Origin of the sequence: Hymenobacter artigasi (assembly GCF_012275535.1) — a bacterium.
In the GTDB taxonomy this organism is placed as follows: Bacteria; Bacteroidota; Bacteroidia; order Cytophagales; family Hymenobacteraceae; genus Hymenobacter; species Hymenobacter artigasi.
Map to the genome: position 1 here is coordinate 64,829 of NZ_JAAVTK010000001.1, position 15,836 is coordinate 80,664.

Annotated in this window: 9 protein-coding genes; 3 read left to right on the forward strand and 6 right to left on the reverse strand. The window is 61.8% G+C overall.

What is annotated here, in order from left to right; translation table 11 throughout:
* Positions 1-230 precede the first annotated feature (230 nt).
* A complete protein-coding gene (locus HBN54_RS00280; RefSeq protein ID WP_168671149.1) occupies positions 231-2,159 on the reverse strand; it encodes a glycoside hydrolase family 88/105 protein in 1,929 nt (642 codons plus the stop codon).
* 142 nt (positions 2,160-2,301) lie between these two features.
* On the reverse strand, positions 2,302-4,665 hold the full coding sequence (locus HBN54_RS00285; protein ID WP_168671150.1) for a glycosyl hydrolase family 28 protein: 2,364 nt from the start codon (positions 4,663-4,665) through the stop codon (positions 2,302-2,304).
* A 445-nt stretch (positions 4,666-5,110) separates the two neighbouring features.
* Between HBN54_RS00285 and HBN54_RS00290 the strand changes: the two genes are divergently transcribed.
* Positions 5,111-6,154, forward strand: coding sequence for a T9SS type A sorting domain-containing protein (locus HBN54_RS00290; protein WP_168671151.1), 1,044 nt, complete (start codon positions 5,111-5,113; stop codon positions 6,152-6,154).
* A gap of 335 nt (positions 6,155-6,489) precedes the next feature.
* On the opposite strand, the gene HBN54_RS00295 is transcribed toward HBN54_RS00290, so the two are convergent.
* Complete coding sequence (locus HBN54_RS00295) at positions 6,490-9,006, reverse strand: MG2 domain-containing protein (protein WP_168671152.1); 2,517 nt, start codon at positions 9,004-9,006, stop codon at positions 6,490-6,492.
* A gap of 373 nt (positions 9,007-9,379) precedes the next feature.
* Here HBN54_RS00295 and HBN54_RS00300 point away from each other — a divergent pair, with 373 nt between their 5' ends.
* On the forward strand, positions 9,380-10,411 hold the full coding sequence (locus HBN54_RS00300) for a LacI family DNA-binding transcriptional regulator (RefSeq protein WP_168671153.1): 1,032 nt from the start codon (positions 9,380-9,382) through the stop codon (positions 10,409-10,411).
* 150 nt (positions 10,412-10,561) lie between these two features.
* Here HBN54_RS00300 and HBN54_RS00305 read toward each other — a convergent pair whose 3' ends face one another.
* Together HBN54_RS00305 and HBN54_RS00310 are read right to left on the reverse strand one after the other, a co-directional pair.
* Positions 10,562-13,081 (reverse strand): TonB-dependent receptor, encoded by a 2,520-nt coding sequence (locus HBN54_RS00305; protein WP_168671154.1) that lies wholly within the window; start codon positions 13,079-13,081, stop codon positions 10,562-10,564.
* A 158-nt stretch (positions 13,082-13,239) separates the two neighbouring features.
* Entirely contained in the window at positions 13,240-14,676 is a 1,437-nt protein-coding gene (locus tag HBN54_RS00310; protein ID WP_168671155.1) for a hypothetical protein, read from the reverse strand.
* A 135-nt stretch (positions 14,677-14,811) separates the two neighbouring features.
* Here HBN54_RS00310 and HBN54_RS00315 point away from each other — a divergent pair, with 135 nt between their 5' ends.
* Complete coding sequence (locus HBN54_RS00315) at positions 14,812-15,558, forward strand: hypothetical protein (protein ID WP_168671156.1); 747 nt, start codon at positions 14,812-14,814, stop codon at positions 15,556-15,558.
* Positions 15,559-15,569: 11 nt separating this feature from the next.
* Here HBN54_RS00315 and HBN54_RS00320 read toward each other — a convergent pair whose 3' ends face one another.
* Positions 15,570-15,782 (reverse strand): alpha/beta fold hydrolase, encoded by a 213-nt coding sequence (locus HBN54_RS00320; RefSeq protein WP_168671157.1) that lies wholly within the window; start codon positions 15,780-15,782, stop codon positions 15,570-15,572.
* Positions 15,783-15,836: the final 54 nt, after the last annotated feature.

Sequence of the window (15,836 nt, forward strand, 5' to 3'; positions counted from 1 at the left end):
CGACGCGACTGCCCGTACCAACGGGTGCAGTGTGGCGAGGCTATGGTAAAGTAATGTTCCGGCAAAAAACCCGCTTCTGAAAGGAAAATCTTTGCTTTAATTGCGCAATCGTTTCCGGAACCGTTGCCGATAGTTACCCGGCTAGTGAGTGCTCACCAGCCATCACCGCCCAAAACAAAGCCGGCCGGGAAATTCCCGGCCGGCCTTTGTCATCGCATTACTTCTTCGATTTACTTGCCCAGCAGCCAGGTGGCCAAATCCTTGCCGGCCTGGAAATTCTCGAAGGAAGCCGGGATTTTGCGGCCGTCGGTGTACTCGTTGTACAGCCAAGGGTCGCCGAGGATGAAAACTTTGCCTTTGCCCAGCCGGGCCGTGGCCATGATAATTTTATCGCTGTTGACGACCAGCGGCCGGGCCGGTGGCATGGCCGACAGCACCGCCAGCTCTTTCACATAAGCCGTTTTGGCATTTTTGAAAACCACGCTGCCGGAGGTCAAATCCACTTTGCCCTGCTCGAACTGGGAGCCCTGCACCATGTTCACGCTCTGGTTGGTGAACTGCACGCCGAAGTTTTTGGCCAGTTCGTTGAAGTGCCTGGTTTCGCAGTTGGCCGTGTCGTTGGCGAGGAGCACGAGAGTGCCGCCGCCTTTTACCCATTCGGTAATAACCTTGCTGTCGGAGGGTTGGATGTAGTTGGGCTTGGGCGACTCCTTGCGCGAATCCGGGTCGACGATGATGTATACGCTCAATGGCTTGAGGCTGGCGGCCGTGGGCGCGGCGGGCACGGCCACAGTTTTAGCACCCAGTTCGCGAAACTGGTTGCCCCACAGCCAGAAGCCACCGTGGGTACGCTCCTCCCAGGTGTAGTGCCACTGCTCCTGCTCGCCGGTGAGGGGGCTCTTGCGCGTTTCGTGGTTGAAGAAATAGTCGAGGCCCACGGTTTTGCCCTGGCCGATGGCATTTTCGGCAGCAATCTCCATCTCGGTGCTGGCCAGAATAAAGGGACCCACGCCCTTCAAATCGTTCTTGCGCAGCGGCTCAGTAAGGTAGTAGTCGAAGGAGCCGTCGCGGTAGGGCTTGCCGCCCAGGCCGCCCACGCTCACGGTGCCGTTGAAGGCCAGGGCGCCGTCGGCACCCGTTTCCACGAAGGTTTTCAGGATGCCGTCGTAGCCTTTGCGGGCCACGGCGGCGTACTTTTTGTCGAGGTAGCCCATCCGCACGCCCTTGGCCAGCGCATATACAAACATGCTGCTGCCGGAGGCTTCGGCGTAGTTGCCCTTGCGGGTTTCCTGGCCCATCACGAGGCTCCAGGTGCCAGTTTTGGGGTCCTGGTATTTGGCCACGGCGGGGGCCAGCCGTTGTAGGGCCTTGATGAGCATGGGCCGCTGCGGGTGGTTGGCGGGGAAGTAGTCGAGCACATCGACCAGGCCCATGGCGTACCAGCCCATGGCGCGGTCCCAGAAGCTGGGGCTCTGGCCGGTGGCTTTGTTGGCCCATGGCTGTTCCCGGCTTTCGTCGTAGCCGTGGTAGAGCAGGCCGGTTTTGGGGTCCACGAGGTGCTTTTCAATCAGGGCAAACTGCCTGGCTACGTCATCGAGCCCGGCCGGCTGGTTGAAAATCCGGCTGTACTCGGCGTAGAACGGCTCGGCCATGTACAAGCCGTCGAGCCACATCTGGTTGGGGTAGGTTTTCTTGTGCCAGAAGCCGCCTTCCTTGGTGCGCGGCTGGGTTTCGAGCTGCTTGTGCAGCAGCTGTGCGGCCTTTACATACTTATCGTTACCGGGCACCGACAGCTGGCTCAGCAGCAGCAGCGCGTGGCCGGTGGTGATGTTATCGAGCTGGTACTCCTCGGCCTTGTAGGTGCGGATGCTGCCATCCTTCTGCACAAACTGGTCGACATCTTTCTGAATGTAAGTGAAGTAGCGGCCGTCGCCGGTGCGCTGCCACACGCGTTCCAGGGCCTTCAGCATTAGCCCTTGCTCATAATCCCAGCGGGCCGATTTCCGGTTACCGATAACGATGGAGTCGGGGCTCCAGGAAATAAAGGCATCGGCCATGCGCTGCGAATACGGTCGCGGAGGGGCCGTTTGGGCCGAGCCGGTTTCCGCCAGCAGCGTGAGCGACAGCAGGGGCAGCAAGAGGCGGGTGAGTTGTTTCATGGGGGTTGTTTTCGATACAATACAGACCGTCATGCTGAGCTTGCCGAAGCATATCTACCGTGTAAGTAATTATTTACCACTGCGGTAGAGATGCTTCGGCAAGCTCAGCATGACGGTCTTGACTTTCCTGGTTCCAAATCAATTACCGCGCAGCCACGTTGACGGTTTTGCGGCCCAGCTTATCGCCGAGCTGCACGTCTTTTTTGGCGTTTTTGGTATTGGTGTTGGTGAGCTTAATGTCTTTGCTACGGTCGCCGGTTACGCGCAGCAGCAGGTCGGCCCCGGTGGGGTAATGGATGCCGTCGAGCACGATGTTGCGGCTGTTCTGGACTTCCATTACCGGCGTGGTATCGATGGTGAGCAAGGCCACGTTTTTCAGGCGAATGTTCTCGGCTTCCTGGCACACCAGGCCCTTTTTGCTCGCCAGCACCGCGTTTTCGATGCTGATGTCCTTGATGCTCATCTCGGGCAGGCCCCGTACCAGAATGCCGGTGGTAGCGCCCTTGCAGGTAATGTTGCTGATGCGGAAGCCTTTAAACTGCGGCGTGCCCTCGTTCAACGGCTGGGCGGCGATGACGGGCGGCGCGGTGCTTTCGCCGGCCATCGGCACGGGGTCTTTGGCGGCGTAGTACATGTCGAACAGCACGGCCTCGCCGGCAATGTCGGTCATGTCGATACCATCCACGAAGATGTTCTCGACCACCCCGCCCCGGCCTCGCGCGGTTTTGAAGCGCAGGCCCACATCGGTCCCCATAAAGGTGCAGTTGCTCACGTACAGGTTGCGCACGCCGCCCGACATCTCGGAGCCAATCACGAAGCCGCCGTGGGCGTGGTACACCCGGCAGTTGCGGATGATGAAGTTCTCGGTGGGCACGCCGCGCTTGCGGCCTTCCTCGTCGCGGCCCGATTTGATGCACAGGCCATCGTCGCCCACGTCGAAGGTGCAGCCTTCCACCAGGCCGTTGCGGCACGATTCGAGGTCCAGCGCGTCGGTGTTCTGGCCGTACCAGGGGTTGCGGGCCGTCACGTTGCGCAGGGTAATGTCTTCGCACAGCAGCGGGTGAATGGTCCAGGCCGGCGAGTTCTGAATCACGAAGCTTTCCAGCAGCACCTGCTTGCAGCGCGTGAGGCTGAGCATGTTGGGCCGCAGAAAGTCGCGGATGTCGGCCAGGTCGTCGGGATTGAGGCTCTTGCGCGGGGTGCCGGCAGCGGCCAGCATATTGCCCTTCATGGAGGCGGCCGAGGGGTACCAGTAGTCCTTTTTATCGTTGAGCACACCGCCCGACTCCACCAGATTCCGCCACTGCGTTTCGTTAAGCTTGCTCTTTTTCACGGGCCGCCAGGCGTCGCCGGCGCCGTCGAAGGTGCCGTGGCCGGTGATGGCAATGTTGGTGAGGTCGGTGCCCGAAAGCGGGGCCTGGCTGCGGATGGCCTCCTCCCCTTCCCAGGTGGTTTTGATGAGCGGGTACTGGCTGCGGTCGGCCGTGAACTGCACGAGCGCGCCATCGGCCAGGTGCAGGTTCACGTTGCTTTTCAGGCTGATGGGGCCCGTCAGCCACAGGCCGCGCGGCACCAGCACGGTGCCGCCAGTCACGGCGCAAGCCTCAATGGCTTTGCGGAAGGCCTCGGTGTTCAGGGTCTGGCCGTCGGCCACCGCGCCGTATTTGGTCAGGTTGAAGGTGTCCTTCTTAAAGGCGGTTTGTAGCACCACGGGTAGGTCGGCGGTGAGCTTGCCCTCGAATACGGTGCGGCTAAGGTGGCTGGCCAATGCCAGCTTTTGGGCTGCTACATCCTGGGCCACCAGCTGGGCCACGCGGGTAGCACCGTATTCCGAAAAGTGGGTGTTGTCGTTTTTGGCGGGCGCTACGGGGTTGGGCTGGTAGTAGCCGTTCTGGTAGCTCCAGAACAGGGGCCGGGTGCCCACTTCGCCCATCGCCGAGTACATGGCCCAGCTTTTTTCGTGCAGGTCAATTAGGGGCACTTTTTGGGCTTTGGCCACCTCACGCACCACGCCGGGATACTCGCCGTGGTCGTCCTTGCGCTTGCCGTTGTCGTCGAAATACCGGCGGCCTACCGGCGTGAGCAGCACAGGATTCGCCCCTTTGGCTTTGGCTTCCTGCACAAACTTGGTGAGCAGCTGGCGGTACAGCGTCTGGGCCGGGGCCGAGCGGGTGCTGTCTTCGGCTTTGGAATCGTTGTGGCCAAACTGGATGAACACCCAGTCGCCGGGCTTCATGGCTTCGAGCACCTTGGCCCAACGGCCTTCACGCAGGAAGCTTTTGGTGCTGCGCCCGTTCACGGCGGTGTTGCGAATCACCACGCCGCCGTCGAAATACTGGCCGAACGCCATGCCCCAGCCCCGCTCGGGCTTGGTGAGGTCAGGCTTGTCGGCCATGGTGGAATCGCCGACCAGGAAAATCTGCGTTTTGGAGGTTTCGGCCGGGCGCCAGGCCATGGTTAGGAAGGCAGCCAAGCCGGCCAGTATCGTTACGAAGGTTGATTTCATTGAAGGAAAATCAAGGGTGGGACTCGCGCTGGCCGGAGCCATCAGGGGAGTGTAAAGGCAGGGTTGCCCTAACAATATTAGACCAAACGCGCGCCGAAAACAGCCTGTTTTTGCCAGATTGGGCACCTTTAATTGCGCAATCGTTGCCGGGAACGTTGCCACGTCGGCCCGTCTTGCCCAACAATCCTGTTTCAGCCGCCGCAATCCATTCTGAGATTTATTCTATGCCCACCAAAGCCCGGGCCCCGGCCGGGCACGGGTGGGAACGTTCCCGGCAACGATTGCGCAACTATAGTCCCGCAAAGCTTTTGCATTGGCCCACCAAAGCCAGACATTGTGAAGGTAATGTCTGGCTGAGCTATGCTCGGCGGCACGCACCCTGCTTTTTTATCCATTCATTTTCCACCGATTCATCCTTTAACCCACCCTGTTTCCAACACTCCCAATGAAAAAAAATCTACTTCCGGCATTCCTGCTCTTAGGTGGCCTCGGCTTTGCCGAAAAAGCCAGCGCCCAAACGGCGGCCTTCGTGCAATACCCCCTCACCATCAACGGCAGTGACAACGCCGCCGTACGCTCCACCGGCGTTACGGCCAATGCGCCGGTGCTGCACCGCCTTGTGCTTTCCGATGGCGGCACGGCCGGCGGCCTGGTTCCCGCTTATTCCATCAAAGGACAGGCTACCGGCGCGGTTGCCGATGGCACTGGCTTCAGCACCCTAGCCAGTTCGCCAAAAGGCATTGCGTACGAGCAGTTTTCCATCACGGCTACGGCCGCTTTGCGCGTCGATTCGCTCGACTTCAACATTCGCACGACCCAGAGCACCAACGGCCGGCTGTCGTTGCTGTGGTCGTTGAATGGGTTCACCACCGACTCGACGGAATTCAGCTACGCCAAAGGCCCCGCCACCAACCCGGGTACCAGCACGAGCGTGCCGGCCACCCCCGGCGGCACCCTGCCGGCGGCCCACAACGGCACGTTTGGCACCGGCATTACGGGTCCCAGCGCCGCAACGGCCTATGCCTACCTGCCCCAGGACAACTCCCTGAACCCCAAGGATGATTTCCACTTTGCGTTCAACAACAGCGCCACGGGCCTGACCCTGGCCGCCGGCCAGACGCTGACAGTACGCCTTTACACGGCCCTGGGCAGCAACACCGCCGGCCGCTACGTGCTGCTTCGCAACGTGACCTTCAAGAGCCGCCAGGCTTACGTTCCCATGTTCCTGGCTACCCGCTCGCTGGTGGCTACCAACCTGGGCGTGTACCCCAACCCTACGCAGAACCGCCTGAACGTGCCCCACACCGCCGCCAGCCGCGATGCCCGCGTGACGGTATTCAGCACCACCGGGGCCCGGGTTGCCAGCTTCAGCGCCCAGCCCGGCACCACCGAAACGGCCGTAGACCTGAGCAACCTGAGCCGTGGCCTCTACCTGGTAGAGTACGCCGACGGTGGCCAGCGCAGCAGCGCCCGCATCATCAAGGAATAGCCCATTCCGGCTTTCGCCCGTTTGCAACGCGCCCCCGGCTCTGCCGGGGGCGCGTTTTGTTTTGGGTGGGTGCCGCAGTAGGCTGGCACGCCGTCGCCCGGTGCGCGAGCGAAACAGCCGTGATTTCTGTCAGGAAAGCGGCATGTTGGGGATTCCGGCTTGTTCATACCCCAATCTGGAGCCGTTGCGCCGGTCTGACCGCCCTAAGCGGTCTGACCGGTTGAAGTACCAACGATTTCGGTTCAACGACAACCGGTCAGACCGCCTAGGGCGGTCAGACCGGCGCGACGAGTCCGGATGGCACGGCACCATTGCAAACGGCACCGCCCACCGGCTTACTTCCCCTTCACGGTGAGCGTGCTACTGCCCAGAGCGGGCATGCCATCCAGGCTCAGGCCCTCGGCCACGGCCTGGAAGGTGCCGCTGCCATCGGCGGTGAAGAAATGCAGCTCGGCCTCGCCCTTGGCGTTGGTCCGCACAATGGGGTTCCAGTAGAGGGTGCTGGTGCGCGGGTCGGCGGGCGGGTTGGTGAGCAGGGCGTTGTAGCGGGGCTGGTAAAACTCGCGCACCTCGGCGAAGCCGGCCATCTTCACAATGGCAATGCCCGGCGAAGGGCCTTTGTCGGCGCCCTTGTAGTTGGGGTCGGCGCGCTTGGTGTAGACAGCAATGGCCCCACCGGTGCCGCCAAAAATAGCCGCCTCGGCCCCCTTGAATATCTCAACCGACTCGACATCATTGGACGACATGTTGGCAATGAAATCAAGGTCGACCCGCTGCCCATCCAGAATAAACAGCGGCGTGCCCGAATTTCGGATTTGAACCGACAGGTTGGGAGCCTGACCCGTAATTACGAGGCCCGCCACGCGGCCCTGGAGCAGCTGCAACACGTTCATACCCGACTGCGAAGCCGGCATTTCGGTGAAGTCGACCACCGTGCCGCCGGTGGCGCCATAGAGGCGGCGCGGGTCATCGGAGGGGATTTTCACGCGCTTGGCCGTCACGGCCACGTTGCTCAGGGTGATGTTGCGAATGGCTTTCTCGGGGTGCAGGTCGAGGTCGGCGGCCTGGGCCTGGCGGCTGCGGCGCACAAAGGCCGCCACCCCCGCCGGAGCGGCTGCCAGCGAGGGCAGCGGCGGCAACGCCTGGGTGGGTATCGCGGGACCTTCATCGGGCAAAATGAGCACGTTGCTGCCGCCCTGCGACCGCCGCGCCTGAAGCGTGATAACGGCCGTATCGACCACCGGAATGCCCACGAAGCTGAAGCGGCCGTTGGCGTTGGTGGTGCCGGTAGTCACGTTTTTGGAAGGGCGCGTTTGCAGGAAAGTGAGCTGGCTGTTGGCAATGGGGCGGCTGCCGTGCTCGCTCACCACCTGACCCACCAGGCTCAGGTCGTGCTCGGCGCTGAAGGGCTGGAGCGGGGCCTGGCCGGCCAGCACCTGCTTCCACACAAAGCGCCGCCAGCCCTGGGTGAGCAGCAGGTCGTCGAGGGCCAGATTGGGGCCGGCCGAGGGGCTGCGGAAGTAGTAGCCCGGGTTTTCCACGTAGCCCACCAGGTCAGAGGTCAGCAGCAGGTTCGAGGCAATGGTTTCGGCGGTGGGGTCGAGGGCACTGAGGCCGGCATCGCTCACGCCGAGCGAAAAATTGGTGGCCACCGGCTGGCCGGCGGCGTCGGTCACGCGCACGGCCAGCTGCACCGGCGCGTGCGGCCCGTAGCTGGGCTGGTCCGGGGTGATGCTGATGCGCAGCCCGGCCGGCCCATTCTGCACAAAAGCCAGCCGCTCGCACCGCGGCGTGCCCTCCGCATCGAACAGCGTGAAGTGCACGATGCCGCTGGGGTAGTTCTTTTTGGGCATGCGCCACGCGGCGGGGGCATCGCCAGTGAGGGTGCGGGGACCGGGGTAGGCCGCCACGCCGCGCACCTGGGTCATGAGCTGCACGGGGCCGGGAGCGGGCGCGCCGGGCACGCCCCGGTAGCGGGCCTCCACGATAAAGTTTTCGCCGCCATCCACTACGTGCAGGGTGTAGCCGCTGGGCTGCACGGCGGGCAGCGGATAGTCGGCGGTGCTGCCGTCGGGCATGGTGAAGTGCGCGTGGTAGCGCTGGCCGCTGCCGGGCACAAAGGCAAAGCGCCCCATGCCCGCGTGCCGGCTGCTGAAGCTGGGCACCACTACCACGTTTTTATCATTCAGAATCTGGCCGCGCACGTCGAGGCCCCGGCCGTTGGGGTCGGTGGCTTTGCAGGCCACCACGGCGGGCAGCCCCTCCACGAGGTAGCCGCCTTCGGGCAGAAACTGCACATCGGGGCGGGCGGCGGCGGCGGCGCGGGCACGGGCAAAGGCCGTGGTGGGCGCGGCCACCGGGCGGGGCTCCTGCGGGCCAATGGGCGAGGCCGGCCACACGCTCAGCCGGCGGCTGTACACGAACTCGTCGCCGGCGTTGCGCATCCAGTTGGTGTAGGCGCGCAGCACGTAGGTGCCGGCGGCCAGGGTATCGGTAATGGCGAGGTCGCCGCTGGCGCGGCCGCCCTGCAGGCGCAGGGTGCGGCGGGCCACCACCCGGTGCTCGGGCGAAACCAAATCGACGTGCAGCACCTGGCTGAGCGAGTCGAGCCGGTGCACCGAAGCATCGACCACGTAGGCACTGAACCAGATGGTTTCGCCGGTGCCGTACACCGGGCGGTCGAGGTGCAGGTACACCTTTTCCTGCCGGGCGGCTGCGTAGTACTCGGCCACCTGCCGGGCAATGCGCGGCAGCAGCCCATCCTCGGGCGGGCGCAGCCGAAACGCGGTGAGGCCAATGGCAACGGCCAGCCCGGCGGCCAGCATTCCTTTTTGCACGCGCACTACTTTCATGGTTGCATTCGGTCGAAAACAGCCGGCCCACACACACGGGCCGGCCCCTAGATTACCGCACAAAGATGGCGACGGCATGAAGCACCGGCCCACCCGGGCACCTTATTTAGCGACAGCAAGCTACTCGCCAGCGCACTACTGCCGGGATTTTAGGGGCCGCTTGGGCAAAAAATCGGTACTCTTGTAATAGATTTGGCCTGCTGAAGATTCCCCGCACGCTCCGGCGGCCACGGCAGTAGCGCCCCCGCGCTGCCTGGCGGACCAACGGGCAGCCGCGCCGGGGAACCATTCGGCCCGATAATCCGGTAGTTAGCCGGGAGCCAATGGCTCCGAAGGCTGCGGCCGATACTTATTACTTCCTTTCCCTACGCGCTTGGACCCCGTCACTATCAAGGATATCGCGCACGCCCTCAATCTGTCGACTTCGACGGTGTCGCGGGCCCTGCGCGACAGCTACGAAATCAGCCCCGAAACCAAGCGGCTGGTGATGGAATATGCCGAGCGCCTGAACTACCGCCCCAACCCCATTGCCCTGAGCCTGAAGGGCAGCAGCAGCAAGGCCATCGGCGTTATCGTGCCCCAGATTGCGAATAACTTCTTTTCGCAGGCCATCAACGGCATCGAGGCCATTGCCTACAACCGGGGCTACCACGTCATCATCTTCCAGACCCACGAGAGCTACGAGCGCGAAATAGCCAACGTGCAGCAAGCCGTGTCGCGCCGCGTCGATGGGTTGCTTCTCTCGCTTTCCAGCGAAACGTCGGACGTGGCCCACCTCAAGGCGCTGGTCGACCAGGGCATGCCGCTGGTGCTGTTCGACCGCGTGGCGGCCGGCCTCGATGTGACGCAGGTGGTGGCCGACAACTTTGGCGGGGCCTACGCCGCCACCTCGCACCTGCTGCAAACCGGCCGGCGGCGCATTGCCCACCTCACCATTCCGCCCTACCTCAGCATCACGCAGGAGCGGCTGGCCGGCTACCGTGCCGCTTTGGAGCAATACGGCGTGCCTTTCGATGAAAACCTGGTGCGCTACGGCACCTTCGGCCCCGACGAGGCCGGCCCGCTCGTGGACGAGCTCCTGGCCCTCTCCCCGCCCCCCGATGCGTTTTTCACGGCCAGCGACCGGCTGGCCCTGGGCACGCTGGGGGCCCTGCGCCAGCGCGGCATCGACGTGCCCGGCGAAGTAGCCCTGCTCAGCTTCACCAACTCACAATCAGCTCACCTGCTGAACCCGCCGCTGAGCACCGTGACCCAGCCGGCCCAGGAAATCGGCCAGCTCGCCGCCGAGCGCCTCATCGAGCTCATCGAGCGCAAGCACAAGAGCACCGGCCCCAGCGTGATGAAGCTGCCCACCACGCTGGTGGTGCGCGAGTCATCGGCCCCGGTGCCGAGGCTGGTGGAGTAACAACAAAACCATCAGAAACAGAACGTCATGCTGAGCTTGTCGAAGCATCTCGCGTGCAATGGTAATTCTTTCGTCCAACGATTGAGTTACTACCACACGCGAGATGCTTCGACTTCGCTCAGCATGACGCGCTAATAAGCCTACTTTAACTCATTTCGCGCCCAGCGCGGGCAGCATCACCTTCAGCTCGGCCGAGTAGAGGCGACCAATGAAGGGCGAAGCCACGAACTCGCGCATCTTGGTGTCGAACAGGTTCACGACCTGGGCCGAGGCGGTGAGGTAGGAGTTGAGGCGGTAGCCGGCGCTCACATCCACGGTGGTGAAGCCGCCGAGGGGGCCGTAGTTCCAGGTGCGGCCGTAGCGGGCGTTTTCCTTCACGCCGAGGGTGCTGTTAGCGGAAGCGGCCACGTTGATACCGGAGTAGAAGTCGTAGGCCTGCACGTAGCGAGTGAAGATGGAGCCAAAGAATTTCTTGCCGCTGTAGTTCAGGGCCAGGCTGCCTTTGTGGTTGGGCGTGTTGATGGGCAGGTCGACTTCTTTCTGCACCTTGCCGTCCTTGTTGCCGTCGTTTTTCAGGTCGGAGTAGTCGAGCTTGAAATCGAACCAGGAGTAGTTCAGGGCCAGGCTCAGCGAGGAAGTGAGGAAGTAGCTGAAGCCAAAATCGGCCCCGTAGGTGTCGACCTGGCCGAAGTTAACGTAGGTGAGCACGGTGGCCGCGCCGGCCTCGGGCGTGCCGGGCACCACCTGCGACATGGGCGTGGTGCCGCGCGTCACCACTTTGCGGCCGTTGGTGGCGATGTTGATGGCCGGGCTCAGGAAGTTCTGCGAACGGTTGTAGTAGGCGTTGGCGTCGATGAAAAACTTGGGCGTAACCTTACCCTTGTAGCCCACTTCCACGGTTTTGATGGTTTCCACTTTCAGCTTGTCAATCACGGTGCCGTCGCTCAGGGTGAAACCCTGGCCGTTGCCCAGCAGCAGGCCCCCAAACAGGTAGCCGTCGAGGTTGAGGATGGTGGGGGCGGCAATGCCCTGGCCGTAGGTGAGGCGCAGGTTCTGGTCGTTGAGGGACCAGACCAGGCCGGCTTTTGGGATGAAGTTGAAGCCGTACCGGTCGTGCTGGTCGGCGCGGGCGGCGGCGATGAGCTTGAAGTGGCCCGGCAACGTGAGCTCGCCCTGGGTGTAGAGGCCGATTTGGTTGATGACGATATCGCCGTCGCGGTCAAACAAATACGTGTGCTCGCTGAAGGCCATGTCGCGCTGGTACTGCGTGCCCACCACGAGGTTGAAGATGCCGAACGTGTTATTGTACTGCAGTTCGCCGTTGAGGCGGCGCGAGGCATCCTTGAACACCGCCCCGCGCTGCAGGGCCACGCCGGCGGTGGGGGTTTTGCCAAACCACTGCTCGGTGTAAGAGCGGCTGCGGGCTTCGTCCTCCGAAAAGCCGGCATCCTTGAAGCTCAGGTAGTTTTGGGTGCGCTGGTTGATGGCGTAGGTGTCAGCCGTTTTGCTCCAGGTGTTGTACACCTGCGCAAACCAGCGCGGCGACACGTAGCGGGCATGCAGGTACTGCACGCTCCAGTCCTTAATCTGGTTGCGGCCGGCGTTGGTCTGGGCCAGGAAGCTCGACTGGTTGCCGCCGTACGACACGATGATGTCGGCCTTGTCGGTGAGGCTGTAGTACACGGCCGCCTCGCCGTGCAGGCTCTTGAAGGTGCGGTCGAGGTCAATTTCCTTTTCGGCGTGGAAGATGCCCGGGCTGGCTGGCGACGTGGTTTTGAAGGCCGTATTGGTGTAGTACACGGTATCGGTGTAGGCAAAATCCTCGCCCCGCGTGTACTCGCCTGTCACCTTAAAGGCCAGCTTGGAGTTGAGCACCTGCGCGTGGCGGAAGCGGCCCGAAAACACACTCTGGTTGCCCAAACCCAGCGCCACGGTGGTGCCGGCCGAGCGGCGCGGGTCCTTGCTGATGGTGTTCACCAGGCCGTTGTGGGCATTGGGGCCGTAGAGCGCGGCCGACGGTCCGAGCACGACTTCAATGCGTTCAATATCCTCCTTCACCACGCTGGTGAGGGGGCCCAGCGGCAGGCCGGTGGCAATGAGCGTGGACAGGCGCGCATCGTTCATCTGCAGGTTTTTGGGGTTGAAGGCGCTATTAAAGCCGCGCACGTTGATGCCCGTGCCCAGCACGCCGGTCCGGATGTAGTCGACGCCTTTCTGGCGGGCCAGCAGCTCGCCCACGTTGAAGGACGGCAGCTCGTCAATCTGCTTGGCGGTAATCAGGTCGATGGTAGCGGGGGCCTCGGTGAGCTTCTCGGGGCGGCGCGAGGCCGATACCACGACTTCACCGGCCATCACGGAGGCAGCGGCCAGGCCGATGGTGCCCAAATCCACGATGCTGGAGCCGACTTCCACGGTGCGGGCCGGCAGGGCTTCGTAGCCGATGGAGGACAGCACCACTTTGTAGGTGCCCGGCTGGAGGCCGGTGATGGTGAACTCGCCGCCGTTGCCCGACGACGCGCCCGTGGTGGTGCCGGCAATGAGCACGCTCACGCCCGGCAGGCCTTCTTTGGTGGCAGCATCCGTAACGCGGCCGCGCACGCCGCCGCCCTGGGCCGCAGCTCCCAATGCCTGAACCAAGAGCAGAAAAAAGAGTAAAAATCGAGAGGCCATAGTCGTTGGGATTGAAAGGGTTGGTGGGATTTTGCGTCGGAGTGTAGGAGTGGGACGAATCTACCGGCCTCCCCTACCCAACGCTTTCCCACGCCGCAAATAAGCGCGGTGGACTTAACCGCCACCGGCCGCGCTACCCTCTCGCAAACAATTGTTAATCAAACCGTTTCGCCCGACTGCAACAGCATGGACCGAATGCGCCCGCACAAGTGTGGAATGCAGGATTTTACCTCGTTTAATTGGTCTTCGAGCAGCCGGCGCTTGTGCGGATTGCCGAAATGCGGCTGGCCGGTGCGGCCAATCAGCTCCACCAGCTGGTCGTCGTCAATCTCATTCTCCACGTAGCGGCTCAGGTGGTAGTACCACTCCAGGGTGGGCACGTAGTTGGGGCGGGTGCGGTAGTCGGCCTCCTTGGCCAGCAGGTGGTGGCGGTGGCAGGCGCGCAGCAGCTTGTCGTACTTCTCCTGCAGCACCAGGGCCTGGAAGTAGGCCACGAAGAAAATGTGCCAGCGATGGGCCAGAATTTCCTTGGCGTTGTCGCGCAGGAAGCTGTCGGCCAGCTTTTCGCCGTCGGCGGGCTGGCCGTTCAGGTTCAGGCACTTGATGTAGAAGGCCATGAAGCCGATTTTGTTGCGCACGTTGTTGGTGTGCCGCACCGACGGAAACGACTGCTTCATGAGGGCCAGCGCCTCGTGGATTTTGCCCTGGCGCAGCAGAATCGCGCTGTAGTTGTTAAGGTAGTGCAGGTGGTCGGTGTTCTTCTGCTTAATGCTGAGGTAGCCGAACTCCTCGGCCTGCTGCAGCACGTCGAATTTGGAGTGCAGCAGCACGCTGTTGGCGTAGTAGTTGAACAGGATGCGGCGCGAGTAGAACATGCCCTGGCGCAGCAGCCCATCGAGGGCCTCGTACACGGCCTTCAGCTTGTCGAACTCCGAGTAGTTGAAGTAGAGAAACGTGAGCCGCACCACTGCGAAATAGCGGTTCAGGCCATCCAGCGTGTCGTCGTAGAAAGTAGCCAGCAGCCAGGGCTCCCACTGCCGGCTCTCGGTGGCGTTGCGGGTGTACTGGCTCGTGATGTCGAGCGTGGCCTGGTGCAATTGGGCAAACGTGGCCTTGCTCTGTTCGTAGGCCGCCCGCTGCTGCTCCACGAACTGGGCCACCAGCTGGTGCTCCTTAAAGCGCATGCGCACCAGCAGAAACTGCTGGTAGCTGAGCGTGAGCTCGTAGAATTTCACGAAGTAGAAGGCCGGCTTGTCGTAGCGCACAATGGCCTGGAGCAGCGCCTTTTCCTCGGCCGGGCCGATGGAATCGGTCATAATCTGCTGGTCGAGGGCGTTGATATGCACCAGGTGCTTGTCCACGTCGATGCTGGCCAGGCGCTGCTGCACCCACTGCATCAGGTTGGAGTACTTGCGCTTGTCGATGCCGGGCCGGAAGGCCACCGGCGTGCGCGGGTGGTGGCAGTTGTAGGCCAGCGTTTCGAGAATCTCGCGGTTGTCGGCATCCTGAAACTGCTGCACCTGCTGCAGCCAGGCCACTTCGTGGGGCAGTACATCGGCGGCAAACTCGGCGAACTTCTCTAGTTTCTTTTTCACAGAATAGCGACGTGAGTGGGCGGGGCGTCCAATTTACTGGAAATTCTGAGGGGTTGATGAGTGGTGCGGCGCGGGCATAAAAAAAGCGCGGGGTTAGCGCGCTTTAGATGTTGACGGTTCCTATATATTAGCCGAATGAGCAGAAAAAATCTATCCATTTACTCTTGTGCGAAATATTCGCTGGTTTATCTGCTGCTCAATTGTTGCCTAATAAGTTGCCAAGGTGCCTCATCTAATCATGAGTCATTTATATCAGCCGCAATTAATACTCGCCCGCTGGATTCTTTAAACAGAGTCTTTCTGGTGCATGCTCATGATTCGGCAGAAACGTGGAGTGATACGCTGGTTAGTCAGCTCACTCATGCATTGCAAATCCAAGGGGTTGATACCTTCTTATATTATCGTAGTGGTTGTTCAGGATGTGATGTCCTTGTAGAAAAAGGCGTATCTGACTGCTCCTGCAACACAACCGAAATAAGGTCTTACCTATACTGGCAACACCGTGGACACACTTTTGTCAAAAAATTGGACTGTTGTCGTAGCCACCCAGTTGTATCGACTTCTGCTGCTGCATTCAACTTTTATTATCAATACCAGAAGACTTTTGAAGAGGGTAGCAAATTCTACCGCGATTTTCAAAAGTATAATCAAGCGCACCCTGATAATCCACACTTCTTACCAAGTGGCCCAATTCACGACTTAAATGTGAGCAACATGAGTTTGCGGACTGCCAACACTCGGCTAAATGTTCAAGTTTGGGGAGGAGGTTATGACTCACTTGGCACACCACTATTCTTGGATTATCAGTGGCGTCGGAAACAGTGGGCGTGGGCAAAGCTTTTAGAAAAGCTTCCGCATGATAATGCTAGCCAAAGGAATTAATAAGAACCCCGCTACCGCACAAACGCCGCCACCAGCTTATTAAACTCGGCCGCCTGCTCGTAGTGCGCGAAGTGGCCGGCTTCGGGCAGCAGCACTTGTTGGGCGTGAGGCAGGCGGGCCACGCCGGCCACTGCCACCTGGGCGGTGGTGAGCTGCGGGTGCAGCGCCCGGTTGGGAATCAGGAAATCTTCGGCCCCGAACACCACCAGCGTGGGCTGCTGCACCTGCGGCAGGCAGAGTAGTGCAAGCCCGAAACCAGGCGCCCCGAGGGAAGCAAT

Coding starts and splice junctions, on each gene's coding strand:
- HBN54_RS00280 (WP_168671149.1), bottom strand. CDS start 2,159: ATGAAACAACTCACCCGCCTCTTGCTGCCCCTGCTGTCGCTCACGCTG.
- HBN54_RS00285 (WP_168671150.1), bottom strand. CDS start 4,665: ATGAAATCAACCTTCGTAACGATACTGGCCGGCTTGGCTGCCTTCCTA.
- HBN54_RS00290 (WP_168671151.1), top strand. CDS start 5,111: ATGAAAAAAAATCTACTTCCGGCATTCCTGCTCTTAGGTGGCCTCGGC.
- HBN54_RS00295 (WP_168671152.1), bottom strand. CDS start 9,006: ATGAAAGTAGTGCGCGTGCAAAAAGGAATGCTGGCCGCCGGGCTGGCC.
- HBN54_RS00305 (WP_168671154.1), bottom strand. CDS start 13,081: ATGGCCTCTCGATTTTTACTCTTTTTTCTGCTCTTGGTTCAGGCATTG.
- HBN54_RS00315 (WP_168671156.1), top strand. CDS start 14,812: ATGAGCAGAAAAAATCTATCCATTTACTCTTGTGCGAAATATTCGCTG.